This window comes from Pseudomonas sp. rhizo25, from assembly GCF_031931935.1.
Lineage (GTDB): Bacteria > Pseudomonadota > Gammaproteobacteria > Pseudomonadales > Pseudomonadaceae > Aquipseudomonas > Aquipseudomonas synxantha.
In genome coordinates this window covers 64246-90175 of the sequence record NZ_JAUJXA010000008.1, presented here as the reverse complement: position 1 = coordinate 90175, position 25930 = coordinate 64246, and the positions used below count along the sequence as shown (strand labels likewise).

Below are 25930 nucleotides of genomic sequence, written 5' to 3'. Positions count from 1 at the left end.
CATCGTTGCAGTCGGTATCCCCGTAACGCACCGGTAGCCGCACTATGGGATTTCCTATCGCAGACCGATTACCGGTCAACTGAGCCGGCAGCCAAAAACCGGCTGCACACGCGAAAAGGAAATCGTCATGTCCGACCCGACTCCCCCCTTGCCAACCTCGGCCCTGAGCCAACGGCCTGCCCAGGCCGTACACGAACATTTCGCTACCCGCCCGCGCTTGTTTTCGGTGGTGTTCAACACACTGCGCGGGCGCATCCTGGAACGTTACCCATCGCTCAAACTGGACCTGCTCACGGTCAAACTAGCCAGCCCACACCCCTCTGGCCATTACACCTACAAGGCGTTGATGGAAGTCGCTATCGCCCATGTACTGAACCCACAGTTACTTGATCTGCACTCACCGCGCGAACTGCCTTACTACCTGACCCAACAAATACCCACCATCCTCAAACCCGATACCCCACCGCTGATCGACATGCAGGTGATCGCGCAGATCATCGATGAATTGCCGTCATCGCTTTACCTGCATTTCCAGCACGACTTAGCGAACTACTGGAGCCAGATCGACAGTCACGGCTACAGTCGCTGGCAATGGCTTGGCGAACTGCTCAACGGCCAAATGACCGCCGTGGCAGCTGGTTGGTCGAGCCTGGGCGACACCCAGCGCGACATGCTGGCGACCGTCGCTGCCTGGCCAGTGCTGGCAGAACGCCTGTCGCGCTCATCGTCCAGCACCCATGCCTATTTCATTGAAAACACACTCACCAGCGCCGACCAGGAAGTCCGCGTACTCACCCCTGACCTGCTGCTGGTGCGCGAAAAACAGGTGTTGCTGTACAGCGTGGCCGGCGTTGTCGAGACGTTCGATTCGATGGATGCTTTCGGCCAAGCCTGGGTTGAGAGGATGCAGCACCAGTTCCAGTTCGACAGCATTACCTGGCGGCTCAACGAACCGGACAATCATGTTTTCGAACAGCAGGCCGGCCTGATCCTCAACCAGCAGCTGGAGGACTTGGCGGCGTTGACGTTTCAAGGGCAAGACGAAGAAACCCTTGAGCGGCGCCTGGAACGCCTAACGGACCCGGCGCTGTTTTTTTTCCCACTGCCCACTGCCGCCGCCGCGCCCCTGCAAAAGGTTATCGATCAGTTGCCCGAATGGCTCAGGCAGGCCGATGCCGCCGATCGGTTTGCCTACCATCGCCATCTGCAGGACATGGCGCAGGTGTTGCGACAAAATCAGGGTCGTTCGTTCAATGAAGGCATTGATAACATCCAGCACTTCAGCCGCAGCGCATTGCGCACGCAGATGCAGGTCGATCATGGGGACATTGACCCAGACGAGGTGCTGTTGGACTTCGCCATCGCGGCCGGCTATCCGGGCGGCTACGGCATCATCGAACATGTGCAGATGACACTGACGGAACTGGCCCTGAAAAACCTGGCGGGCAAACCCAAAGGCACGCTCGAGCTATCGTCCAAAAGTGCCGCACCATTGCCGCACTGGTTGACCGAAGACTACCTGCTGGGCAGCAACGGATTGATCCAGCGCGTCGACATCGGTACTGCCTACCCCCAAAAAATCAAGGACCTGCTGTTGTCCGATAGCGTCGACGCACGGCGCAGGGAAGCGTTGTTTACCCGCGAACTCAAGGTGCATCTGCCCCTGCAAGCGCTGGAATACAAGATCCGCCAACAGTACGGCGTGACCCTCAAGGGTTATCGCTACGTGAAGGCGTTGATGGGTGACATGCCCTCGGACAGAATCGTCGACGAGCAGGAGATCGTCCTGCGCCCCCTGGCCCTGTGCCGCGAAACCGGGGCCACGCCCGATGAAGTCAACAACGCTTTCATTATCGAACCGCGCAACGCGACCATCGGCCCGCACTTGCTGTATCGGCCGCTGTACACCGACGCCCTGCGCGAATACCCAACGCGCCAGGCGCTGTTGGCGGCGATCGCCGAGCCTGGCGACCTGCAAGACAGCGTACTGACCTGGCTGCCCGACAAGGCCCGCCCCATCTACGATCACGGCGGCTTGCGCGAACCCCACATCATTCGTTTCCTGCCTGGGGACGAGTTCAGCGTTTCTGCAAAACCGGCGCCCGCCACGCTGGCCATCAATGAAGGTGCCGGGGAATGGTTGCAGTCGCAAATCAATGGCAACCTTCCCAATCACCTGTTCGGTAGCACCGCTCGGGCAATGGTCGACTTGGCCGACCGCGAGTCGGTGTCCAACAGTGAAAGCCGCTGGGCCATCATGATGGAAGGCGCCTGGCTGCTGTTCAACACCCTGCTGTTGCCGCTGGCCCGTGGGCCGGCCATGCTGGCAGGCTGGTTCCTGGTGCTGGTCAGCAGCCTGCAGCAAGACTTGGCAGGCCTGGACAGCACCGACCCCCAGACCCGCGAGCTGGCACTGATCGACCTGTTGCTCAATACCGCGATGGTGTTGCTGCACGCTGCCTCCTCGCACACGCCTGGCCCGACCGAGCGTCGCGCAGAGCATCTGCAAGCCTGGCGCCGCCGGCCGGGCCTGCCCCATCCGCAAGGCAAGCCGGTGGTGCGCCATGGCGCAGTGATGCTGCCCGGTGAGCCCCCGGCGTCTGGCCACACCGCCTTGGATTTCAGCCACTCGCTGGCCAGCCCCCAAGCCAGTGCAGCGTTGCTCAAAGCATTGGTCAAGGTGCATGTACCGTGGCCCAACGTTTTACCGGTCGCAGAACCAGGCGGCGTCCTCAAGGGGCTTTACCGCATTGATGGGACCTGGCACGCCAGTGTGGGTGGACTGCTGTTCCAGGTCAGCGTGGTGCCGGGTTTTGGCGAAGTTTATGTGGTGCACCCACAGCACCCGCAGCACCCGGGCTTCCAACTGGCCAGCGACGGCCAGGGCAATTGGCGGCTGGATCGCCGCGCAAGGCTGGAGGGAGGCATGCCTAGAGAACGGTTCAGTGAATGGCAAGGAAAACGCAAGAAACGATTGGAGGAGCTGAGCTCAGGATTGGAAGCCCTCAGTATTGAAGCAAGTGCATTGGCGCCCCAGGCGCAACAGCTTACAGACGCAGTGAAAAGGGCTCGGGGTCAACTGACAGAACACAAGCAAGCCTTGAGAGCGGACTGGGAAAGGCTCGGCAGCTCCACATTACTTCCCGAACTGCGCCCCAAAATCACTGAGCGTCATGCGCAGAGGAAAGACTCGACAGCACGTGCCACAAGCGCTTGGAGCATTGCAGTCGACAATTACCAGGAAAACACCCAAGCGTATATTTCCACCCAGGAAAAGTCTCTGGCCATGGCCAGAGAACTGTTGGATCTGGACAGAACGCAGGCTCAATACACGCAGGTACGAGATATCGCGACCGACAACATTCACAGTCACTTATTGTTGTCTTACTCGAATCTGCATCAGAAAATCAAAAACACGCTGGAAACCGGACGCGGCGAAAGCCTCTCCGAGCTACTGCTACGGGTCGACCAAGAACTGCCCAAGCACATCACCGACGCCTACGAGGAGTTCATCAGCGGTGCGACGCAGCGCCTGCAAGTGCTCAAGGAAATGCTCAGCGTTGCACAAAGAATTGAAGCCATCCTGCAACAGGCCAATCCGGCATTGAGGGCTCGGCTCACGAGCAAAATCACGTCCAACAACACTGTTTCCTCGGTCGTTATAGAGCAGCATATGCTGTTGGCGTTTGTTGAGTTGATAGTCGATCGTGCTCGAAACACAGATATCCCAAGGGAGCGTCCTTTCCTTAAGGTACTTACCGATCGCCGAGCGACGACTTCCATACTTACCTATACCGAAATACGAGCCACCAGCGGTTACTCACCGGCCGAACAAATTGACGTATTCAAGGATGCGCTCCAGCAGTACGCACGACTGGAAAACGCCGTTAACTCGTTATCTGAAATGGGTTCCGAGCTTGTGCGAGAACACTACAGAAGCTCTTTCCTGGAGCAGTTCAGCGTGGCCCGCACTACCCTGGAAGCGCAACTGGCCCAGTTGATCCTATCTGAAGAAGGCTTTGTCCCTAGGCAAGCCTCCAACCGAGACGCCCGACAGAAACCCGCGAGCCGCAGGGTCATCAGGACCCATGACCGGGAGACCCTGGTGGGTGACCTGCGTCCGAACGAGCCAGGTGTCGAGGACAGTTTCGTCGACATCAAGGACCCACTCACCGGGCAAACCGTCGCCACCTACCATGAACACGCCAATACAGGCGTCTGGAACATCGTCAAACCCGCGCAACCACCCCAGCCGAGCGCCGCTGCTGGCCGCACGTTAAAAGCGATCAAAGAGCAGGCAGAGCTCGTCAAAGGCGAGCGGGCCGGTATTGATGCAAGCATTCGCTTCCAACAGCGCAAGCTTCAGGATCCCAGCCGACGCGAGGGCCTCGACCCCCATGAATGGGATGTGATGCTGAGCCAGCATGCAGCGAAGTTCGAAGCCCTCGCCGAGGAACTCCTACGCAACCACGCCGCCAATCCAGAGGCCGTAGCACTGCGTAATGCTTATCTGGCTGACGCGAATGCCGCCACAGAACACGCTCGCGAGGCGTGCGCCGAAGGGTATAAGCGGCAGCGCCCGAAAGCCGCCAATGTCGCTTATTTGTGGCGCCATGGCTTTGTCGATATCAACCTGGTGCGCAGTCGTGTCATTTTGAAGGCCGGTGACTTTCTGACCGAGTATGCAATCCGCGACAAAAACCAGATCAATGCCGGAAAACCCTTTGAGGACACCGTGTTGTGGTACGCCCACTTCCACTATCCGGCCGCCGATACGCCCGCCTCGCAACCTGCCTTCGGCCATCTGAAAACCATTGCCGAGCGCCGGTTCACCCGCCGGGAACTGATCGAACAAGCACGCGCCGACAACCGTGCCGTGGTCAACCTCGAGAAAGCCGAGATCAGGCCACCACTCGACCAGGAGCTGTTCCTGGGGCTGGAGGTACTGTGACCGAGCGCTGGCTGGCGCCTGACCTGGGGTACGACAACTAGGCCATTGGCCAAGGGGTGCGGTATCCCGATGCCGCACCCGTGACCACAAAATCCGTTTTCCTGTGCAGGACCGATCCTCGGTCCGCTGACCCGGCAGCTAACCCAGCCGGATTCACACAGGAAAAAGGATTTCACCATGTCCGATTCACCTACGGCCCTGGGCCAATTGCCCAGCCAGGCCGTCCACGCCCATTTCGCCACGCGCCCGGCGTTGTTTTCAGTGGTGTTCAAGGCCCTGCGCACGGGTATCAGCGAACGCTACCCGAACCTGCAATTTGACCTGCTCACGCTCAAGCTGGCCAGCCCTACGCCCAGCGGCGGCTATGCCTTTCCCTTGCTGGCCCATGTGGCCCTCGACCACGTTCTCAACCCTCAGCTACTTGACCTGAGCCCTCGCGGTGAACTGCCGTATTACTTGTCGCCCGCACCGGGCAGCGGCCTGGCCGACGTCGACATGCAGGTGATTGCGCAGGTTATCGACGAACTGCGCGCCTCGCTGTATCTGTCGTTCCAGCAGGACCTGGCCGATTACTGGAGCCAGGCCGATAGCCATGGCCGCAGTCGCTGGCAATGGCTGGGAGAGTTTCTCCAGGGCCAGATGACCGCCGCCGCCGTCGCCGCCTCAAGCCTGAGCGACACCCAGCGCGACATGCTGGCGGTCGCCGCGGCCTGGCCGGGGCGTCTGGAACGCCTGCCACGCTCCACGCCCACCACCTATGCGTATTTCATCGAAACCACACTGGCCAGGGCCGCGCAAGAAGTGCGCCTGCTGACGCCGGACCTGCTGCTGATACGCGACAAGCAAGTGTTGCTGTGCGGCGTGGCCGGGGCGATTGAGGCATTCGACTCACTGGACGCATTTGGCCAGGCCTGGAGCCGCCGCCTGCAACGCCAGTTCCAGTTCGATAGCCTGACGTGGCGGCGCAATGAACCGAACGGCAACCTGTTCGAACAACAGGCCGGGTTAATCCTCAACCAGCAACTCGACAACCTGGCCGCCGTCGACCTGCGCGGCGTCAGCGAAGCGCAGGTAGACCGGCGCCTGGACCTGCTCACGGATCCGGCCATGCTGTTCCTGCCAGCGCCGGCAGGCAACCCGGCGCTGATGCAGCAGATCGGCGCCCAACTGCCTGGCTGGCTCCGGCAGGCAGATGCCGATGACCGTTTCGCCTACCACCTGCACTTGCAGCAGGGGGCCACGGTACTGCGGGTCAACCAGGGGCGTTCCTACAATGAGGGCATCGAAAACCTGCATGATTTCAGCCGCGCAGCCCTGCGCAAGCAGATGCAGGCCGACCATGGCGACTACGACCCCGACGACGTGCTGCTGGACTTTGCCGTGGCCGCCGGCTACCCAGGTGGCGCGGGCATTATCGACCACGTCAGGCTTTCACTGACCGAACTGGCAGTGAAAAACCTCGCCGGCAAACCCAAAGGCACGCTGACGCTGTCATCCAAAAATGGCGGCACGCTGCCGCCATGGCTGACTGACGATTACGTGCTGGGCTCCTCGGGCCTGATCCAGCGGGTCGACATCGGTACGGCCTACCCACAGACGATCAAGGACCTGCTGCTGTCCGACAGCGACGATGCGCGGCGTCGGGAACAACTCTTTACTCGCGAACTCAAGGTGCAACTGCCGCGCATGGCACTGGAATTCGCGATCAGGCAGCAATACGGTGTCACCACCCAGGGCTACCGCTATGTAAACGCCCTGATGGGCGAGACACCGAACGACCGGATTGTCGACGGCCAGGAGATCGTCCTGCGGCCCCTGGCCCTGTGCCGCAAGGCCGGTGCCACACCAGACACCGTCAACAACGTCTTCATCATCGAGCCCCGAGACGCCAGCATCGGCCCGCACTTGCTGTATCGCCCCTTGTACACCGACGCGTTGTATCAGTACCCCACGCGCCAGGCACTGCTTGAGGCGCTGGCCGCTCCCGGTGACCTGCAGGCCAGCGTGCTGACCTGGCTGAGCGACAAGGCGCGACCGATCTACGCCCATGGCGGTATCAAGGAGCCGCACATCATTCGCTTTCTGGCCGGGGATGAGTTCGCCATCCCGGACAAGCCCGAGCCCGCGACCCTGGCGGTGGATGAAGGCGCCGAAGAATGGCTGCAATCGCAAGTCAATGGCCAACTGCTCAGCCATTTGTTTGGCAGCACCGCGCGGGCCCTGGTGGAGCTGGCGGACCGCGAGTCGGTGTCCAACAGCGAAAGCCGCTGGGCCATCGTGATGGAGGGCGCCTGGCTGCTGTTCAACACCCTGCTGTTGCCACTGACCCGCGGCCCGGCGATGTTGGCCGGCTGGTTCCTGGTACTGGTCGGCAGCCTGCAGCAAGACCTGGCGGGCCTGGACAGCCGCGACCCGACCACTCGCGAGCTGGCCTTGATCGACCTATTGCTCAACACCGCCATGGTGCTGTTGCACGCTGCCAGCCCGTCGCCGCGCACCCCACCGCAGGCACACGAGGACGCCCCACCAGCGCTGGCCGCCTGGCGCCGCCCTGCGCATCAGGTCCAGCCCGCTGCGCCTCAGGTACGTCATGGTGAGGTGGCGCTGCCAGGTGAACCGCCCGCCACCGGGCTTACCCCGCTGGATTTCAGCCGCTCGATTGCCAGCCCCCAGGCCGGTGCGAAATTGTTGAAATTATTGCTCGACCTGCACGTACCTTGGCCCGACCCATTGCCCGTCGCCCAGGCCAGCGGCCCATTCAAGGGTTTGTACCGCATTGGCGAAACCTGGCATGCAAGCCTGGGCGGGCTGTTGTTCCAGGTCAGCGTGGTGCCCGGCTTCGGCGAGGTCTATCTGGTGGACCCACAACACCCCCTGCGCCCCGGTTTCAAGCTGACCGGCGACGGCCAGGGGCATTGGCGCCTGGAACGCAAGGCGCGGCTGGAGGGTGGCATGCCCAGGGAGCGCCGTGGAAGATGGGAGCGCCAGCATCGTGATCGCTTGAAGGTGCTGGAGGCAGACCTTGCGCGACTGAACCTGGAGTTCCTGCCCCGGGCGATGGCTTCGCTACCGTTCAAGTCAGCGCTGGACAAGGCGCGTGTCGAACTGGTCAATCAAAAACAAAAGCTACGCGAGGACTGGTTGAGGCTGCGCACGGCGAGTGAGATCCCTGGCTTGCAGGACAAGCTCGCTGCGCGCCATGAGCAAAGGCGTGCGATGGCGACGAAGGCCAAGCTGGAGTGGGACATCGCCTTCGAGCGTTACCAGAAAGACGCCGAGCTGGGCAATGCGACCATGCAACAGATCCAGGACAAGGGCCGCGAACTGATGGAGGCCGATAACACCGACGCAAGACATAAGAAAACCCGCAATGTCGCGGCCAGATCGCTTTATGACTACTGGGGCTCGGTGTTCGAAGCCAAGCTGCAAAAGTTTACCGACATCCTTGAAACCGACCAGGGCGAAAATGCCGAAGAACTGTTTGACCGGGTCAACCGTGAACTGCCTGAGGGCATTCCTTACGCCTACCAGATGTTCCTCGAAACCCGAAAACTGCAGATCGAAGCCTTGCGAGAGATGCTCGAACCGGCCGAAAAAATCGAAACCACACTCAAGCAGGCGGATCCGGAACTGCGCGAGTTCCTGTTGAAAGAGCATCCCGAGGACCAATACCTGTCCGCCGTCACCGTCGAACAGAATATCCTGATGTTCCTTGCCGAACTGGTGCTGGATCGCACCCATGGTTCGCGAAGCCCGGCGGAGCTGCCTTTTATCAAGGAGCTCACCGACCCCAAGAACACCACCAGCGTATTGGCGCATACGGAAATGCGCACCACCAGCGGCTACTCCACGAGCGAACAAATCGAGGTCCTCAAGAGCGCGCTCGAACGCTATGAGCGCATGGAGAACGCGGTCAACGCCCTCACGGACATGGGCTCAGGCTTTGTGCGCGAAGCCTATCGCACAGAGCTCCTCGACCAACTGGTGATCGCCCGCACCAGCCTGGAAGCGCAACTGGCCGATGTGATTCTCGCCGAGGAAGGCTTCGCCCACGTGCCTAACGTAGCTGCCCCCACCCGGCCGAAACCCGCCAGCCGCAGAGTGTTCAAGACGCGCAAGCACATGACTCTGGTGGGCGACTTGCGCCCCGCAGACCCAGCGATGCCCGGCAGCTTTGTCGACATCAAGGATCCGCTCACCGGCCAAACTGTCGAGACCTACCATGAACATGTCAATGAAGGTGTGTGGGCCAAAGTCGATACACCAAAACCGTCCACGCCCTCGACAGCCGCAAAAGTTCGCGCACTGAAGACCATCAGGCAAAGCGCCGAAACCGTGATGGCCCAACGGGCAGGTATCGAACGCACGATTCGCGCCCAACAGAGAAAACTTCAAGACCCGGCCCGACGTGAAACGCTCAGCCCATTGGACTGGGATGACATGCTGAGCCAGCATGCGCGCAAAATCGAAGCCCTGGCCGAAGAGATCGAGCGCGATCATGCCAGCCAAGCCAACGCCGCCGAATTGATCAAGCAGTACCGGGACGAGGCCGCGTCTGCGCAAAAGCTCGCCCGTGAGGTGTGTGCCGAGGGCTACAAGCGACAGCTGCCCAAGGCATCCAATGTTGCCTATCTATGGCGCCACGGCTTTGTCGATATCAACTTGGCCAAGAGTCGTGAGCCACTGGCTGCCGGGGATTTTCTCAGCGAATACGCGGTGTACGAGAAAGGCACCCCCCATGTCTTGTGGTACGCGCATTTCCACTACCCCACCGTCCAAACGCCCGCTGCGCAGCACAGCTTCGGCCACTTGAAGCTTCCGGCCGAGCGGTTGCTCACGCGCAAACAATTGATCGAAAGGGCTGTTGCTGAAAACCGCGCCGTGGTCAACCTGGATAAAGCCACGATCAGGCCGCCGCTGGACAAGCAACTGTTCCTTGACTTGGAACCTCCCCGGGGCTGAGTGAACGCCGCTATAAGCTCCCCATCCGCATCGCCAATACGCGGTGCGGATGCACGCCAATGACTCAATGAAGCGAAGATGGACAGGGCTGCGGCATCGGATGCTTGAGCGGCAAGCACCTGGGCGCGGTCCATGGACGGTGGTGCATACATAAGAGTGCAACCGGCTAAAGAAGGCACGTAAAGCCGCCCTGCCCCAGGCATTGTCTATGCTCTAGAGAACGCTGCACCTGACGAGGTTCTCATGAGCGATCCAATCGACAACAAACCACCGACCTTCTGGCAAATGCTCCACAGTGTCATGGCCGCCGCCTTCGGCGTGCAAAGCGGCAAGAACCGCGCCCGCGACTTTACCCATGGCAAACCCAGCCATTTTGTGGTGCTGGGCATCCTGTTCACCGTGGTATTTGCCTTGACGCTGTTCGGCATCGTCAAGCTGGTGCTGCACCTGGCCGGCGTTTAGCGCAGCAGCAGTTGCAGGCTGAACGCTCGTTCACCAGCACCAGGTAGTCGGGCCGCTCTCTGCCTTACAACGCTTCGCGAGCCTGTGCCAACGTTTTAAAGGCCTCGCGCTCGGAATAACGCATGCGCAAATCCAGGCCGAGGTCCTTGGCAGCGGCCTGCATGAATTGCGCATAGCTGACCCAGAAGGTTTCGGTAGAAGTGCCTGGGTTGAGAAACACCACCGACGCGGCCTGGGCCATCGCCCCGTGCGCCGATATTGCCAGCCACACACACGCAATCAAAACCTTCAACATGGTTGCTCGAACCTGGAAAACGGATCGTCATGATAGTGGCAATCCGACAGCCAATCGAGGCCCAATCAACCCTCTTTATTACTGGTGGCTGACCCAGAACACGGCGGTCCCGACCACCAGAATGATCAGGAACAGAATGGCCCAGGCATCCACGGTACTGTCAGGTTTACGGGCTTTGGTGGAATTGCTCATTGCATCGCCTCTTGTCGGTTTTATAGGTGACGGCACTAAGACTCGACCACAGTAAAGATCATGATTGCCCGCATGACAAATGTGGGTATGGCGATAACAGTTCTCATTAGTCATTTTGGTTATTTACATATACCCAAACATCACTTTTGCGCATATACGCAAACTGGTATCGTGCGCCGGCTCCGTTGTGAGTGCGCGGCCGTGCGCGCAGATTTGCCGAGAACAGGACCTATATGTACGTATACGACGAATACGATCAGCGCATCATCGAGGACCGCGTCAAGCAGTTCCGTGATCAGACCCGACGCTACTTAGCAGGTGAACTGAGCGAAGAAGAGTTCCGCCCTCTGCGCCTGCAAAATGGCCTTTATGTGCAGCGCTTTGCGCCGATGCTGCGGGTCGCCGTGCCCTATGGCCAACTGACTTCGCGCCAGGCGCGGATGATGGCCAAGATCGCCCGCGACTTCGACAAAGGCTACGCCCACATCAGCACCCGCCAGAACGTGCAGTTCAACTGGCCGGCCCTGGAAGATGTGCCGGACATCCTGGCTGAACTGGCCACCGTGCAGATGCACGCCATTCAGACCAGCGGTAACTGCCTGCGCAACGTGACCACCGACCAGTTTGCCGGCGTCGCTGCCGACGAATTGATCGACCCACGGCCCTGGTGTGAAATCGTGCGCCAGTGGACCACCTTCCACCCGGAATTCGCCTACCTGCCGCGCAAGTTCAAGATCGCCATCAACGGCTCGACCTCCGACCGTGCGGCCATCGAAGTGCACGATATCGGCCTGGAGCCGGTGCACAACGCAGCCGGCGAGCTGGGTTTCCGCGTGCTGGTGGGTGGCGGCCTCGGACGTACCCCGGTGGTCGGCGCGTTTATCAACGAGTTCCTGCCGTGGCAGGACCTGTTGAGTTACCTCGATGCGATTTTGCGGGTCTACAACCGCTATGGTCGTCGCGACAACAAATACAAGGCCCGGATCAAGATCCTGGTCAAGGCACTGACCCCTGAGGTGTTCGCCCAGAAAGTCGACGCCGAGATGGAACACCTGCGCGGCGGCCAGACCACCCTGACCGAAGCCGAAGTACACCGCGTGGCCAAGCACTTCGTCGACCCTGAGTACAAGGCCCTGGCCAACCAGGACGCCGAGCTGGCCGCCCTCGACCAGCAGCACCCAGGTTTCGCCCGCTGGCGCACGCGCAATACCCTGGCGCACAAGAAGCCGGGCTATGTGGCCGTGACCCTGTCACTCAAGCCCACCGGCGTTGCCCCTGGCGATATCACCGACAAGCAGCTGGACGCCGTTGCCGACCTGGCCGAGCGCTACAGCTTCGGCCAGCTGCGCACTTCCCACGAGCAGAACATCATCCTGGCGGACGTTGAGCAGAGCCAACTATTTACCCTGTGGGGCGAGTTGCGCGAAGGCGGTTTCGCCACACCGAATATTGGCCTGTTGACCGATATCATCTGCTGCCCGGGCGGCGACTTCTGCTCCCTGGCCAACGCCAAGTCGATCCCGATTGCCGAATCGATCCAGCGCCGTTTCGACGACCTGGACTACCTGTTCGACATCGGCGAGCTGGACCTGAACATTTCCGGTTGCATGAACGCCTGTGGTCACCACCACGTCGGCCACATCGGCATCCTGGGCGTGGACAAGAAAGGCGAGGAATTCTACCAAGTGTCCCTGGGTGGCAGCGCCAGCCGTGATGCGAGCCTGGGCAAGATCCTCGGCCCATCCTTCGCCCAGGAAGCCATGCCCGAGGTGATCGGCAAGCTGATCGACGTGTACATCGAACAGCGCACCGAAGATGAACGTTTCATCGACACCTACCAGCGCATCGGCATCGACCTGTTCAAGGAGCGCGTCTATGCAGCGAATCATTAAGAACAACGAAGTCGTCGACGAAACCTGGCACCTGCTGCCCAAGGACGCGAGCTTCGACGGCATCTCCAACTGCGACGACCTGATCGTGCCGTTGGCCCTGTGGCGCGAACACGGCCACGCCCTCAAGGCCCGCGACGGCGGCCTGGGCGTGTGGCTGGACGCCGATGAAGAAGCCGAGGAAATCGGTGACGATGTGGAACACTTCCAGGTCATCGCCCTGAACTTCCCGGCCTTCACCGACGGGCGCAACTACTCCAACGCCCGCCTGCTGCGTGACCGTTATGGCTACAAGGGTGAATTGCGCGCGATTGGCGACGTGTTACGTGACCAGCTGTTCTACCTGCGCCGTTGCGGGTTCGATGCCTTCGCCTTGCGCGCCGACAAAGACCCGTATGAAGCACTGGAAAGTCTCAAGGACTTTTCGGTGACCTATCAGGCCGCCACCGACGAGCCGTTGCCACTGTTCCGTCGACGCTGAGTATCAAAATGTGGGAGGGGGCTCGCCCCCGATGACGGAGTGCCAGTCAACAGATTCGTTGGCTGATCCACCGCTATCGGGGGCAAGCCCCCTCCGACATGTTCAGGAGCCGGTTTGGATCGATTCCAGCACCCGCTTGTGCCCCATCGAGCAGGGCACACCTTCCGGCTGCGCCCGCACCGCATCGATCACCCCCAGCAACTGTGCCTTGCTGTGGGCCAATTGCGTCTGCATCACCTCGATCTGCGCCACCTTGCGCTCCAATGCCTCAATCAACTCATCGCGCTTGTGCGCCCCCGGCGCGGGCATCAATGCCTTGAGCTCCTGCAAGGTAAACCCGGCCTGCTGCGCGCTCTGGATCAGTTGCAAGGTCTGCAATGCCTCGGGGGCGTAGCGCCGATAACCGTTGGCCTGACGCCCGACCTGGCTAATCAGCCCCTGGGCCTCATAAAAACGGATACGCGAGGCCGCCAACCCGCTCTGCTTCGCCAACTCACCAATATTCATCACAGCGTCCGCTTGACATTAAAGTTAACTTTAAGCTTAGCCTGAGGCCTCCCCTGCTCAGGAGTCAACTCATGTCACCTTTTGAAGCCTTGCAACTGCCCAACGGTCAGGTCATCGCCAATCGCATCGCCAAGGCCGCAATGGAAGAGAATATGGCGGATACCGATCAGGCGCCGTCCCGCGAATTGAAGCAGTTGTACACGGCCTGGGCGGATGGCCTGCCCGGTCTGCTATTGACCGGCAACGTGATGATCGACCGCCGCGCGATGACCGGCCCCGGCGGCGTGGTCCTGGAAGACGAACAACACCTGGACCGTTTTCGCGAATGGGCCGATGTGGCACGAAATAAAGATGTGCACTTTTGGGTACAGCTCAACCATCCGGGGCGCCAGACTCCCGCCAACCTGCGCCAGCAAGCCCTGGCGCCTTCCGCTGTCGCACTCGATCTGGGTGGCTTTTCGAGGATGTTCGCCAAACCCAAGGCCATGACCGAGGCCGACATCGAGGAGGTGATCCAGCGCTTCGCCATCAGCGCACGCCTGGTCGAGAAAGCCGGGTTTACCGGGGTGCAGATCCACGGCGCCCACGGCTACTTGCTGAGTCAGTTTCTCTCGCCGCTGAGCAACCAACGCACCGACCGTTGGGGCGGCCCGCTGGAAAACCGCGCGCGCTTACTGCTGGAGGTGGTCCAGGCCGTGCGCGCCAGCGTCAGCCCTGCCTTTTGCGTGGCGGTAAAGCTCAATTCAGCGGACTTCCAGCGTGGCGGCTTTGATGAAACCGATGCCCGCGCGGTGGTGGAGATGCTCAATACACTGCCCATCGATTTGCTCGAACTGTCCGGCGGCAGCTACGAAGCACCGGCCATGCAGGGTGAAGCGCGGGATGGTCGCACCCTGGCCCGTGAAGCATACTTCCTGGAATTTGCCAGCGAAATCGCCGCCATCGCGACCATGCCGGTGATGGTCACTGGCGGCATTCGGCGCCTGCCAGTAGTGCAGCAGGTGCTCGACAGCGGCATCGCCATGGCTGGCATCGCCACAGCCCTGACGCTGGAGCCGCAGTTGATTCAACATTGGCGCCAAGGTCGCGACCCCAACCCGCAACTCAAGCCGACCAGCTGGAAACGCAAGCCCCTGGCCGCCCTTGCGACCCTGGCCGTGGTACGTGACCAGATGCGCCGCCTGAGCCGTGAACGCCTGCCCAACCCAAAGGCCGCGCCCTGGCTGGCGTTGGCATGCGACCAATGGTTTCTTGCCCGGCGTACGCGGCAATACCGTGCTTCTATCAAGTTGTAGCGAGTAAGCAAAACTGTGCTGTCTGACTCTCCCAGAGACATCACTGAAACTTCATTCAACGAAATCCAGTTAAACGCATTGCAAAAGAGATACTTCTTACATCCAAGAACCACGAAACGTGGCGAACCCGTCCGACATGACATCGCATAACCCTGAAGTTTCTAATAGCAGTACTTTTAGAGCAGGGTTTGCCCAATGTCTGAAACACAGAATCCCCACCCCTCACAACCCCTTACCCCGCCCCCGCAGGTAACCAGGTCGGAGACTCCGGCCTCGGTTGACGACCTCGTGCTGTTATTGGATCCCGAATTCGACATGCGTGGCGTGGCATGGAATCCGTTGTGCGGCGCGGCTACGCCCTTGATCGGGCTGGTCATCCGCCTGCGCTATCTGGATCAACATGACAATGTCCCTGCGCTGTACCAAGCCGTGCGCAACCATATCACCGCAATCATGGAGGAGGTCAGTCAACTCGACTACGACGCCGGCATGCTCAAGGCTTACTCCTACAGCCTTTGCTTGTTAGTAGATGAAGTGGTGATGGGCACTCCATGGGGGAGATCTTCAGAGTGGAGCCAAGATTCGCTCCTCAACGCGTTTCATCAGGAAACCTGGGGTGGGGAGCGATTCTTCACTGTTATGAACAACATGATTCCCGAAGCGGCCAGATACCAGCATGTGCTGGAGTTCATGTACCAGTGCCTGATCACCGGTCTCAAGGGCAAATACGGCGCCCATATCAAGGGCGATGAAGAAATACAGAAGATCATTGATCACTTGCATGGTCTGTTGCGCCCCTTGCGCGGCGAAACGCCCAAGCGTCTGACAGACCCATTGGCGAACGTTGCGCCGCGCAACTATCGGATCAAACGCTCCTGGCCATTGTGGACGCCTTGGGCCATGGCCGCCGTCTTGCTGACGGTCGCCTACACCATTTACTCCATGCGCCTGAACGCCATTACACAGGAAGTGCTCACATCGCTGAACAAAATCCTCGCGATGTAGGCCTTGTTCATAAATAGCCGATCAGGAGGGTCGCCATGCCTCGCCAAAATGACCTGCGTTTTACCTTCGAGCCCTTGAAAGGCGATGCCTTCGACATAGTCTCCTTTAGCCTTCAAGAAGGCCTGTCCCAGCCCTTCAAGCTCACACTGGAACTGGCGAGCTTCGACGCCGCCATCGACTTCAACCGAGTGCTGGACCTGGCAGGGCTGTTCACCCTATGGCGCGGCGAAATCCCGGTACGTTATGTCCACGGTCTGGTCAGCCTGTTTACCCAGGCCGACACCGGTTTTCGTCGCACCCGCTACACCGCCGTGATCGAACCGACCCTGGCGCGTTTCGACCTGAGTTCCAACTGGCGCATCTTCCAGGACCAAACCGTGCCCGACATCATTACCAGTATGCTCGCAGAGCAACGACTGACCGATGTACGCAGCGAAATCTGCTTCGAACACCGCCCGCGTGAGTACTGCGTGCAGGCTGGTGAAACCGACCTCGCGTTCATCACTCGCCTCGCCGCCGAAGAGGGCCTGCTCTACTCATTCGAACACCGCGCCGACGGTCATACCCTAATCCTTACCGACCGCGTGGGCGGCCTAGGCACCATCGGCACGCACAAACATTGCCCGGTGATCTACCAACCCATGGGTGGTGGCGCCGCCACGGAACCGGCACTGACCCGCTTCCACTACACCGAACAAGTGCGCACCGCACGCCAGGTGCAACGCGACTACACCTTCACTCATCCGTACTACAACCAGCAGCACACCGCCACCGGCGACCAGGACCTGAACCACCAACACAAGGACTACGAGCGCTACGACTACCCCGGCCGCTACAAGCGTGATATCGCGGGTAAACCTTTTACCAAAACGCGCCTCACCGCCCTGCGCAACGACGCCAAGCTGGCGCATGTGGCCGGTGATGACGCGCGCCTGCAACCCGGGCTGGCGTTCGACCTCAACGAGCATCCCCGTGAGGACTTCAATGATCGTTGGCGCACCATTGCCGTCACGCACACAGGCAAACAACACAGCAGCCTGGAGGAAGAAGCCTTCGGCAGTGACAGCGGTACGTTCTACGAAATGAAAGCCAGCGCAATCCACTGGATGTCTGACTGGAAAGCCCCGCTGTGCGCCAAACCCTGCATCGACGGCCCGCAGATCGCTACGGTAGTCGGGCCGCCGGGCGAAGAGATCTATTGTGATGAGTGGGGTCGGGTCAAGGTGCAGTTTCCGTGGGATCGCTCGGACAAAAACAACGACCAGAGTTCGTGCTGGATTCGTGTGTCCCAGGGTTGGGCCGGTGCGACCTGGGGCGCCATGGCCGTGCCGCGGGTGAATCAGGAGCTGATTATCAGCTTCCTGGATGGTGATCCTGACCAGCCGATTGCCACGGGCCGCACCTACCGCCAGACCAACCTGCCGCCTTATGAACTGCCTAAACACAAAACGCGGATGACCATCAAAAGCCGCACTCATAAGGGCTCTGGCTTCAATGAGCTGCGCTTTGAGGATGAACGGGGCCAGGAAGAAGTATTTATCCATGCTGAAAAAGACAAGAACGTCCACATCAAGCACAACAACACGACCTTCGTGGGTAACGACCGAAGCGAAAAGGTCGAGCATGACGAACAGATTGAAATAGGTCATGACCGCAGCGAGCAAGTGGGCAACGATGAGCACCTGGTTATCGTTCAGGACCAGTATCTGGAAGTGGGCCGCGATCGAACACACAAACTGGGGCGTAACCATCACATCAGCATCGGCGGAGACCGAGTCGAAGAAATTGCCAACAATCGGCATGATCGGATTGCTGCTGATCATGACGTCCAGATTGGCGGCAATGTTGAGCAATCAGTGCGCAACAGTTACCACCTCTCAACAGGCCAACGCATCGAGCAAAAAACGCGCGTATTCGATGTTGCATCGGGCGAGCGCCTGGTGCTCAGAGCGCCTGGCGGCAGCATCACTATCGATGGCAGTGGCATTACGCTTGACGGGCTGGCCATCAGAATCAAAGGCCCTGTGAGCACAGATTCGATCGGTACGGGTAATCCACTTGGCACCCCATCGCTGTCGGAGATACCGCCGGGGGCCTTCCTGGGGCGCTACACATTGCTCAAGAACGATCAACGCGTTTTCGCAGGTTACCGCTATCGCATCACTGATGGCGCAGCACTTCTTGCCGAAGGCCTGACCTGCCCCTTGGGTGGAACTGAGTGGACGGTGACCGAGACATCCAGACCCGTGCAGGCCCATAAGGCAATCATGCGCGACGATCAGCAAATCAGTGAAAGCTGGCAGCCCTATCTGATGGCCCTCGATGATCAAGGCTCCCCCGTCGAGGCCAAGGCTATTTTTCCCGACGGTTTTCTTGATCAACACAGTGGAGACCTCGACTGATGCCCGGTCCTCTAGCGCCCGTTGTCGCTCGTATTATCGACGGTGCTTATCGAGCCTACCGAGCAAACCAGGCGCTTGAAAACACCAAAACCGCCGCCGAACTGGCCCAACTCGCTGCGGAGATTGCCGAGCGCCGACAACAAATCAAGAACATCCTTCGCGCCACCATCGAAGCAATGGCCCGCGAAATCGAGGTCAAGAGTTCGACCTTTGCCGTGGTGGATCGCGGCGGCAACAGTACCGTCTCGCGGCGAGGCCAGGAGAACATCACGTTCAAGGAATACATCGAGCGCAAGGTGCCTTTTCGCCCGGCGATCAGCCAAGTCTGCACCGTTGCCTTGCAGATGCCGATCAAGGTGCCACGGCGGATTCGCAAGAAAATTGCCGGAGATACGGTGCAGACCACCATAGAAATTGCACTTAAGCAGTTCACCGCCTCGTTGTTTTTTGAGGCCGTGGACGAGGCGCTGGAGTGGCGCAGCCCGCTCAAGGCAGAACCCAACTACAACGGCAACAGCAAGAAGGCGCTGCTGGGTGACCCGGCTACGCGGCCCAAACGCTTTGGAAGTGCAGTCCAGCCTTTTTGGCCACGGCCGAAGGGCTTGTTGGCACCGGACCTGGTCGTCGTTGAGTACCGACAGGAGCCGTTTGAAACCAAGAATGTGTTTGCGGCGGTGGAGATCAAGTTTCCGGGTGATTGGGCGGATTCAAAACAAATGAAAAGGTACGTGACCCTCATGACCCCCGAGACAGGAATAAACCCGGAGAAAATCGGCAAGGAAAAAGTAGCCCTGCTTCGGGTGCCGGAAGACTGTGTCGGTACCGAAGCGGATGAGAAAAAAAACCACCCCATTGAACAGACAAGGAAGAAGAAATAATCATGAGCACAACTCATCAGATGTTTACCGTCAAAGAACGGGGCCTCTTTATCGAGCTTCTGAAGGAATGGCCAAACTCCGAATCAGGCACCGAGCAAGCCTCGCACAGCGTCAGCCCCTTCACCAGTTTCTACTTCCCCCCCACCTCCGACAACCAGCGTGATATCGCTTTGCTAATGGTGGATATCCATGAAGCTTTCGAACAACTGCTTGGGCATCCCTACACCATGACCATGCACGAGGATGCAGAACGCCCTCATCCATACCCCGATGAAGAGCCTGATCTTCGCATGCAAGCGATGGATGTCTATCCAAACGATTACTTTGTATTTTGGTTTACCGACGAAGAAAACCACGCATCCTCCCCGACGACGGCAGGTCATTTCTGGCGCAGTCGGTTCCAAGCTAACGGAACCACTCCTGCTTACTCCTGGATAGTTTTCCATTACCGCTGGCAATGGTGGCTCGACAACCGCGATGCCTGGCGCCAGTTCGTCCTCAAGACCATCGACCTGCTCAAGGCCCATCAGGCCTACAGCGGTTTCGCCATGGCCAACCCCATGGAATATGGCACGCGAGCAGAAGTCACCACCTGGGAAAGAGCCCTCGCTCCGGCTTTCTACGGGCTTGACATCGAATATGCCTATGGCATGGACGACGAATTGCCCAACGGCATCCGCCCTCCCACCTGGGCTTTCCTGCTCGCCGACCACTGGCGCAAAAAACTCGACCTGACCCGCGAACAGGTACGCGAAGCACTCGCTCACCCCCGCATCAACATCACCGAACTGCATAGCGGCCAGTGGATCGAGCTGGGCGAACAGCCTGAGCTGCACCCTGTTGAACACGGCGTGCCCGAACTGCCCATGCTCTTGAACAAATTGCTCAAGCCCATCCGCTACGACGACCTGGGTTTGTTGGGCTTCGGCCAATGGGACGGTGACCCGAACGAACGTTTTACCGATGCCGACAGCCGACGCTGGATGGCACGTTTCGATGCCGACAGCGATTGGCCGACGCCCGCCGTGCGGTTGATCAAGCCAAAGCCGCCTGCTCACGCTCAAGTTTCTCAGCCCCTAGGCATGGTTGCAGGCATGACCTGTACCCAAGCCGGATGGTGGCTTGTGCCCGGCTTGGCGGGCTCTCGACGCGAATTCAACCAGGGGGATGTTTTGCCGACGCTCGAATGCGGGCCCACTGATCACCTGCTGATCTGGCAACGCGACCCAGATCAAACACCTGCGGAACCCGCTCGCCATGCCCATAGCCATGAACCGGCACCACGCGCTGGTCGCTGGGAAATGGAATCGAATCGCTGCGTGGAGTGCACCGTCCAGTTGAATGAACGCCTGCCCTTGCATGAAGGCCAGAACGTACGCTGGCTATGGACCGTCAGCGGCATGCGTGCACGCAGCGGCGAAACCTGCCCTTATCCGGGAAAGTGGGTATGCGATTACAAGCCGGGCAGCGAGCGGCTATTCGATTACGCAGCCCTGATGCCCTGGGTTGATGAAGAGAAAGTCGTCTGGCGTTGGTTGGGGCTGGTGCAATCTTGAATGGCTGGTACTGCGCAACCATGACGCAATCTTCACATTAACAACGGAGCATTCGCCGTAATCGAACTGTCCTCTACTGATCAGCAGCTTTTCAACTCACTGACGATTGGAGTTCTTCATGGCGAAAATCAACCTGGCCCAGCAGTTGGCGACCACCCTTGAACAGGCGGGCATCAAGCGCATCTGGGGCCTGACCGGCGACAGCCTCAATGGCTTGACCGACGCGCTGCGGAGCATGGACAGCATCGAGTGGATGCACGTGCGCCACGAAGAAGTCGCGGCCTTTGCCGCTGGCGCCGAAGCCGCTGCTACCGGTGAGTTGACCGTGTGTGCCGGCAGTTGCGGGCCGGGCAACCTGCATTTGATCAATGGCCTGTTCGACTGCCATCGCAACCATGTGCCGGTGCTGGCGATTGCGGCGCAAATTCCGTCGTCGGAGATCGGCCTGAATTATTTCCAGGAAACCCATCCCCAGGAATTGTTCAAGGAGTGCAGCCACTTTATCGAGCTGGTCAGCAACCCCGAACAGATGCCCCAGGTGCTGCACCGTGCCATGCGCTCGGCGATCCTCAATCGCGGCGTGGCGGTGGTGGTGATTCCGGGGGATGTGTCGCTGCTGGAAGTCGAAGACACGCTCAAGCCCTGGCCGGCCCTGCATGCGCCGCGCACCTTGCCGGCGCAGCAGGACCTGCAACGCCTCAGCGAGATCTTGCAGGACAGCGAGAAAGTCACCCTGCTGTGCGGCAGCGGCTGTGCCGGCGCCCACGATCAAGTGGTGGCCTTGGCCGATGCCCTCGGCGCGCCGGTGGTGCACGCGCTGCGCGGCAAGGAGCATGTGGAATGGGATAACCCGTTCGACGTCGGCATGACCGGTCTGATCGGTTTCAGCTCCGGTTACCATGCGATGCTCGACTGCGACACCTTGATCATGCTCGGCACTGACTTCCCCTATCGCCAGTTCTACCCGACCGACGCCAAGATCATCCAGGTCGACCGCGATCCGCAGGCCCTCGGTCGCCGCGCGACGTTGGACCTGGGCATCGCCGCCGATGTCAGTGAAACCATCGACGCCCTGCTGCCACGCCTGACCCGCAAGACTGATCGCAGCTTCCTCGAAACCTCGCTGAAGCACTACGAAAAAGCCCGCCAAGGCCTGGATGACCTGGCACAACCGTCCAAAGCCAACCGGCCGATTCATCCCCAATACGTAGCGCGCTTGCTCAGCGAACTGGCCGACGATGACGCAATCTTCACCGCCGACGTCGGCTCACCTACAGTATGGGCTGCGCGCTATGTGAAGATGAACGGCAAGCGCCGGCTGATCGGCTCGTTCAACCATGGCTCGATGGCCAATGCCATGCCCCAGGCCATCGGCGCCCAGGCGGCATTTCCCGCGCGCCAGGTGATCTCCATGTCCGGCGATGGGGGCTTCACCATGCTGATGGGGGATTTCATTTCACTGGCGCAATTGAAACTGCCGGTGAAACTCATCGTGTTCAACAACTCGTCCCTGGGGTTTGTTGCCATGGAGATGAAAGCCGCGGGCTACCTGGACACCGGCACCGAGCTGAAAAACCCCGACTTCGCCGTCATGTCCAATGCCATGGGCATCCTGGGTATTCGCGTTGAGCAGTCCGAAGACCTCGAACCGGCCTTGCGCCGCGCCCTGGCCCATGACGGCCCGGTACTTGTGGACGTAGTCACCGCCACTCAAGAGTTGGTGATGCCGCCGAGTATCAAGCTGGAGCAGGCCAAGGGGTTCAGCCTGTATATGCTCAAGGCGGTGATGAGCGGGCGTGGGGATGAGGTGATTGAACTGGCGCGGACTAACTGGTTGCGATAAGAAAAAATGCGGGAGGGAACTTGCCCCGATAGCAGTGCGTCAGCTAAACATTGGCTGACTGATACACCGCAATCGGGGGCAAGCCCCCTCCCACACTTGAACTCATTGCCAGATCAAGCCTTCTGTTTTTCCACCCACTTGCCGTAGGCATCGATAAAGGCCTGCAGGAACGGCTTGGACCTTTCCGACACTTTGCCCGCCTCATCGAACACGCTGCCCGCTCCGCCCAGGTAGGCTTCCGGCTGTTGCATGCACCACACATCCAGGAACACCAGCGACTGGCGCAAGTGGTGGTTGGCACCGAAACCGCCCATGGCACCCGGCGACACACTGATGATGGCTCCCGGCTTGCCGCCCCAGACACTTTGCCCATATGGACGCGAACCCACGTCAATGGCGTTCTTCAAAGGAGCGGGTACGGAGCGGTTGTATTCGGGGGTCACGAACAGCACTGCGTCGGATGAACTCACCTGTTTGCGGAAAGTACTGTAGGCTGCGGGCGGTGTTGCTCCCTCGAGGTCTTCGTTGTAGAGCGGCAAATCGCCGATTTCGACAATGTTCAACTTGAGATTGGCGGGGGCCAGCTCGGCCAGGGCCAGGGCGACCTTGCGGTTGATCGACTCTTTTCTCAAGCTGCCCACCAGGACGGCGATCGTGTAGACCTTGCTCATTGAGGTTTTCCCGACTTCTGAATAAAGGAGCTGGTAGTTATAGAGGCTTCGCGGCGTGTTCACCAGAGGTTCCCGGTGATTTTCCCGGCGCTTTCTTTGCAATCAATTGCGTAGGAAGCGTCTGAAAACATCAGCGAATAGTATTTTTTTCTTATAGGTAAACTACCCCGCTCCCTGACGGTCTACAGAACCGCAAATCGAGTGTTTATCTCCAGAGGTTCTAAACAGATGGCAGCAGTACTAGTCGGACAGTTCCATGCCAGAGACGCGGAAGGTCGCGTGTATTCGGTGCATGAGTTCCAGGAATCCAACCCGGCGCAAGGCGACCTGGCTGGCTCGACGCCCTCCACTACCTACAAGCTGGCCATTGGCGACCGTGTAGAAAAACTGGAAGGCGATGAATTCAAGTTGATCCAGTCGGGGACCATTATCGTCCGCGAATCGCAAACCACCCTCGCCTCATAAGATCCCGCCTTATCCACCCGCCCAGTCCCAGCGCGTGCTGGCGGCAACTGGGCCGGAGGATCAGGGTTTGCGGATATCTGTCACTTCAATTCCCTGCTCGCCTTGCTTGAGCGTCACCACGAGTCGCCCTCGCTCCCCCTCGACGGCGTACATGGAGCGCTTGTAGCCCGACACGTTATAGGCGGGATATGCCTCCACCTGCCGAATCAAGGTAATGCCCAGCACCGCGCCCACCTGTTCACCCACCTGTTCCTGTGAACGGATAAAGGTTTCCAGTGCGAGGTTTTCCGGCGTGGGTTCAGCGTGATCATTGAAGAGGTAAGCCGCCACGCATCCCAGGGTCACCAGGACCAGGAGTTGCTTGGCCGTCACCCCGAAGAATGTCGAGGGTAGAGGCATTTTGAGACCAGACCTGTTTTTGTTTTAAGTACCGGAACGCCGGCATTGGTCGTTACTGATCAGATGCGCCATTCTAGTGAGGTCATGACCGAATGCCATAGGCCAGGACGACCCGTGCAGTCTTTTTTGCGCACAAAGCCTTGCACCATTGAATCCCCATCGCGCTGCACATAGACTCCGGCCATGCGTTTACGTCATATCGAAGTGATTCAGGCCATCTTGCAGACCGGGCACCTCGGCACGGCCGCCGAGTGGCTGCAACTCCCCGTGGGCGAGGTAGACGCCACTCTCAAGGATGCCGAGTTGCAATTGGGGTTCATGTTGTTCGCCAGTGTACGCGGCCGCCTGCAAGCGACGCGCGAGACCCTGGAGTTGCAGGCGCATATTGGCCCGTTATACGAAGCGCTCGAACCGCTACAACGCCTGGCCAGCCGTTTGAAACACCATCACGCCCCGACACTGCGCGCCCTGTGCACCCCGCCCCTGGCCAACCAACTGTTGCCGCAAAGCATTGCCATGCTGCGCCGACGCTTCCAGGACACCCCGTGCAATCTGTCGAGCCAGCCGACCCGGGAGATCGTCAGGAGCCTGCTGCTGCACGAAGCCGATGTGGGCCTGAGCCTGCATGATCCGGAACATGCACAAATCCAAAGCACCGTACTGGCCCAGGGCAAATTGCAACTACTCGCGCCCCATGGGTGGCTCAAACCAAAGCAAAAGTACATTGCATTGCAGGACCTGGCCGGGCAGTCGCTGATCGGGCTTGAGGGGCATGACCCCCTCAGTCGCCTGCTGGACGCCAAGCTGCAAGCCCTGCGCCCACTGCCGGTGGTGCAGACGCGGGTGCAAACCTACCAGATGATGCGCAGCATGGTGGAAGCCGGGGAAGGCTTGGCGATTGTCGACCCCTTCACCGCCTTCGGCGCGCGAGAGGTCGGGCTGGATGCGTGCCCGGTGTCGCCGCCGATCATGGTTAGCCTGTATGCATTGACGCTGAAAGACCATGCGACTTTACCGGCGTTGAATGCCTTGCTGGAGATTGTCACCCAGAAGGCCGAAAGTCTCCTGGGCGGCGACACAAAATCCACAGCCTAAGCGTCAGATCGATTCCACTTCCGTCTTGAACAACCGATACCAGAAGATCGCCACTTCACGGGTTTGCGGATCAATCCCGCGATAACGCAATTGATCAATCCCGCCCATCACGTACCCACAGCGCTCATACAGGCGGCAGGCCCCAAGATTATTGTTCTGGGTTTCCAGCATCATGCCCGGCAGGTTTTTTTTGCGAGCCCAGAACTGCGCCACATCCAGCAACGCCTTGGCCACACCATGGCGTCGCGCAGGCAACACCACGGCCAACTCATCGACGTGGGCAAAACCGTTCCAGTTGGTGCTGACCACTACATGCCCCACCGCACGGTCATCCAGGTAGGCCATGAAGATCGCGCTGTCGGTGGCGTCGCGAAAGCTGGCGAACTCTTCCGGGTCAATGCCGTAGCACTTGCGGTACGGCAGAACGCGCTCCACAGGCCACTGATCGACACGCAGGCCCATCTGCGGCACAGCATAGGCGCTGACCTCGAAGCTGAAGTCATTGCCCCATACATAGGGGTCGAACCCTTCATCGGCGACCCGCACACTGAGCCCTGGATACTTCGGGTTCATTACTGCTTG

17 protein-coding genes and 1 pseudogene are annotated in these 25930 nt (G+C 59.7%); 13 read left to right on the top strand and 5 right to left on the bottom strand.

The window, feature by feature from the left end:
• Positions 1-127 precede the first annotated feature (127 nt).
• The 3 genes from QZR30_RS18290 (at position 128) to QZR30_RS18280 (ending at position 10375) form a co-directional block, all read left to right on the top strand.
• Positions 128-4951 carry a hypothetical protein gene (locus tag QZR30_RS18290; RefSeq protein WP_311903832.1) on the top strand — a complete coding sequence of 1608 codons (4824 nt, stop codon included), beginning with the start codon at positions 128-130 and terminating at the stop codon, positions 4949-4951.
• A 177-nt stretch (positions 4952-5128) separates the two neighbouring features.
• Complete coding sequence (locus QZR30_RS18285; protein WP_311903830.1) at positions 5129-9913, top strand: hypothetical protein; 4785 nt, start codon at positions 5129-5131, stop codon at positions 9911-9913.
• Between the two features lie 243 nt (positions 9914-10156).
• Entirely contained in the window at positions 10157-10375 is a 219-nt protein-coding gene (locus tag QZR30_RS18280) for a DUF2970 domain-containing protein (RefSeq protein WP_046072330.1), read from the top strand.
• Between the two features lie 67 nt (positions 10376-10442).
• Here QZR30_RS18280 and QZR30_RS18275 read toward each other — a convergent pair.
• Positions 10443-10670, bottom strand: a pseudogene (locus tag QZR30_RS18275) (LacI family transcriptional regulator); the annotation flags it as partial.
• A 425-nt stretch (positions 10671-11095) separates the two neighbouring features.
• On the opposite strand from QZR30_RS18275, the gene QZR30_RS18270 reads away from it, so the two are divergent.
• Positions 11096-12754: a nitrite/sulfite reductase gene (locus tag QZR30_RS18270; RefSeq protein WP_046072328.1), complete on the top strand. Its 1659-nt coding sequence runs from the start codon at positions 11096-11098 to the stop codon at positions 12752-12754.
• Positions 12738-13232 carry a DUF934 domain-containing protein gene (locus QZR30_RS18265; RefSeq protein WP_043050275.1) on the top strand — a complete coding sequence of 165 codons (495 nt, stop codon included), beginning with the start codon at positions 12738-12740 and terminating at the stop codon, positions 13230-13232. The genes QZR30_RS18270 and QZR30_RS18265 overlap by 17 nt, the downstream gene beginning before the upstream one ends.
• Before the next feature lie 102 nt (positions 13233-13334).
• On the opposite strand, the gene QZR30_RS18260 is transcribed toward QZR30_RS18265, so the two are convergent.
• Complete coding sequence (locus tag QZR30_RS18260; protein ID WP_057022523.1) at positions 13335-13739, bottom strand: MerR family transcriptional regulator; 405 nt, start codon at positions 13737-13739, stop codon at positions 13335-13337.
• Between the two features lie 71 nt (positions 13740-13810).
• Here QZR30_RS18260 and QZR30_RS18255 point away from each other — a divergent pair, with 71 nt between their 5' ends.
• The 6 genes from QZR30_RS18255 to poxB all read left to right on the top strand — a co-directional run bounded on the left by QZR30_RS18255 (position 13811) and on the right by poxB (position 22718).
• Entirely contained in the window at positions 13811-15034 is a 1224-nt protein-coding gene (locus QZR30_RS18255) for an NADH:flavin oxidoreductase/NADH oxidase family protein (protein ID WP_311903828.1), read from the top strand.
• Between the two features lie 195 nt (positions 15035-15229).
• On the top strand, positions 15230-16039 hold the full coding sequence (gene icmH, locus QZR30_RS18250; protein ID WP_311903826.1) for a type IVB secretion system protein IcmH/DotU: 810 nt from the start codon (positions 15230-15232) through the stop codon (positions 16037-16039).
• Positions 16040-16074: 35 nt separating this feature from the next.
• Positions 16075-18441 (top strand): type VI secretion system Vgr family protein, encoded by a 2367-nt coding sequence (locus QZR30_RS18245; RefSeq protein ID WP_311903824.1) that lies wholly within the window; start codon positions 16075-16077, stop codon positions 18439-18441.
• Positions 18441-19319, top strand: a complete 879-nt coding sequence (locus QZR30_RS18240) for a VRR-NUC domain-containing protein (protein ID WP_311903823.1) — start codon at positions 18441-18443, stop codon at positions 19317-19319. The genes QZR30_RS18245 and QZR30_RS18240 overlap by 1 nt, the downstream gene beginning before the upstream one ends.
• A gap of 2 nt (positions 19320-19321) precedes the next feature.
• Positions 19322-20875 (top strand): type VI immunity family protein, encoded by a 1554-nt coding sequence (locus QZR30_RS18235; RefSeq protein ID WP_311903821.1) that lies wholly within the window; start codon positions 19322-19324, stop codon positions 20873-20875.
• Between the two features lie 118 nt (positions 20876-20993).
• Positions 20994-22718 carry a ubiquinone-dependent pyruvate dehydrogenase gene (gene poxB, locus QZR30_RS18230; RefSeq protein ID WP_311903820.1) on the top strand — a complete coding sequence of 575 codons (1725 nt, stop codon included), beginning with the start codon at positions 20994-20996 and terminating at the stop codon, positions 22716-22718.
• 113 nt (positions 22719-22831) lie between these two features.
• Here poxB and QZR30_RS18225 read toward each other — a convergent pair whose 3' ends face one another.
• Positions 22832-23389, bottom strand: a complete 558-nt coding sequence (locus tag QZR30_RS18225) for an NADPH-dependent FMN reductase (protein WP_046072326.1) — start codon at positions 23387-23389, stop codon at positions 22832-22834.
• 228 nt (positions 23390-23617) lie between these two features.
• Between QZR30_RS18225 and QZR30_RS18220 the strand changes: the two genes are divergently transcribed.
• Entirely contained in the window at positions 23618-23854 is a 237-nt protein-coding gene (locus QZR30_RS18220) for a hypothetical protein (protein ID WP_046072325.1), read from the top strand.
• 60 nt (positions 23855-23914) lie between these two features.
• Here the strand turns inward: QZR30_RS18220 and QZR30_RS18215 are convergent, their stop codons facing one another.
• On the bottom strand, positions 23915-24253 hold the full coding sequence (locus QZR30_RS18215; protein ID WP_056846443.1) for a hypothetical protein: 339 nt from the start codon (positions 24251-24253) through the stop codon (positions 23915-23917).
• Positions 24254-24436: 183 nt separating this feature from the next.
• Here QZR30_RS18215 and QZR30_RS18210 point away from each other — a divergent pair, with 183 nt between their 5' ends.
• Complete coding sequence (locus QZR30_RS18210; RefSeq protein ID WP_046072323.1) at positions 24437-25348, top strand: LysR substrate-binding domain-containing protein; 912 nt, start codon at positions 24437-24439, stop codon at positions 25346-25348.
• Between the two features lie 3 nt (positions 25349-25351).
• On the opposite strand, the gene QZR30_RS18205 is transcribed toward QZR30_RS18210, so the two are convergent.
• On the bottom strand, positions 25352-25921 hold the full coding sequence (locus QZR30_RS18205; protein WP_046072322.1) for a GNAT family N-acetyltransferase: 570 nt from the start codon (positions 25919-25921) through the stop codon (positions 25352-25354).
• Between the last annotated feature and the right edge of the window lie 9 nt (positions 25922-25930).

Excerpts from the sequence above, each read along its gene's own strand:
- icmH (WP_311903826.1), top strand. The coding sequence starts at position 15,230 with ATGTCTGAAACACAGAATCCCCACCCCTCACAACCCCTTACCCCGCCC.
- QZR30_RS18240 (WP_311903823.1), top strand. The coding sequence starts at position 18,441 with ATGCCCGGTCCTCTAGCGCCCGTTGTCGCTCGTATTATCGACGGTGCT.
- QZR30_RS18280 (WP_046072330.1), top strand. The coding sequence starts at position 10,157 with ATGAGCGATCCAATCGACAACAAACCACCGACCTTCTGGCAAATGCTC.
- QZR30_RS18270 (WP_046072328.1), top strand. The coding sequence starts at position 11,096 with ATGTACGTATACGACGAATACGATCAGCGCATCATCGAGGACCGCGTC.
- QZR30_RS18260 (WP_057022523.1), bottom strand. The coding sequence starts at position 13,739 with ATGAATATTGGTGAGTTGGCGAAGCAGAGCGGGTTGGCGGCCTCGCGT.
- QZR30_RS18215 (WP_056846443.1), bottom strand. The coding sequence starts at position 24,253 with ATGCCTCTACCCTCGACATTCTTCGGGGTGACGGCCAAGCAACTCCTG.
- QZR30_RS18265 (WP_043050275.1), top strand. The coding sequence starts at position 12,738 with ATGCAGCGAATCATTAAGAACAACGAAGTCGTCGACGAAACCTGGCAC.
- QZR30_RS18220 (WP_046072325.1), top strand. The coding sequence starts at position 23,618 with ATGGCAGCAGTACTAGTCGGACAGTTCCATGCCAGAGACGCGGAAGGT.
- QZR30_RS18235 (WP_311903821.1), top strand. The coding sequence starts at position 19,322 with ATGAGCACAACTCATCAGATGTTTACCGTCAAAGAACGGGGCCTCTTT.
- QZR30_RS18245 (WP_311903824.1), top strand. The coding sequence starts at position 16,075 with ATGCCTCGCCAAAATGACCTGCGTTTTACCTTCGAGCCCTTGAAAGGC.
- QZR30_RS18205 (WP_046072322.1), bottom strand. The coding sequence starts at position 25,921 with ATGAACCCGAAGTATCCAGGGCTCAGTGTGCGGGTCGCCGATGAAGGG.
- QZR30_RS18225 (WP_046072326.1), bottom strand. The coding sequence starts at position 23,389 with ATGAGCAAGGTCTACACGATCGCCGTCCTGGTGGGCAGCTTGAGAAAA.
- QZR30_RS18210 (WP_046072323.1), top strand. The coding sequence starts at position 24,437 with ATGCGTTTACGTCATATCGAAGTGATTCAGGCCATCTTGCAGACCGGG.
- QZR30_RS18285 (WP_311903830.1), top strand. The coding sequence starts at position 5,129 with ATGTCCGATTCACCTACGGCCCTGGGCCAATTGCCCAGCCAGGCCGTC.
- QZR30_RS18290 (WP_311903832.1), top strand. The coding sequence starts at position 128 with ATGTCCGACCCGACTCCCCCCTTGCCAACCTCGGCCCTGAGCCAACGG.
- poxB (WP_311903820.1), top strand. The coding sequence starts at position 20,994 with ATGGCGAAAATCAACCTGGCCCAGCAGTTGGCGACCACCCTTGAACAG.
- QZR30_RS18255 (WP_311903828.1), top strand. The coding sequence starts at position 13,811 with ATGTCACCTTTTGAAGCCTTGCAACTGCCCAACGGTCAGGTCATCGCC.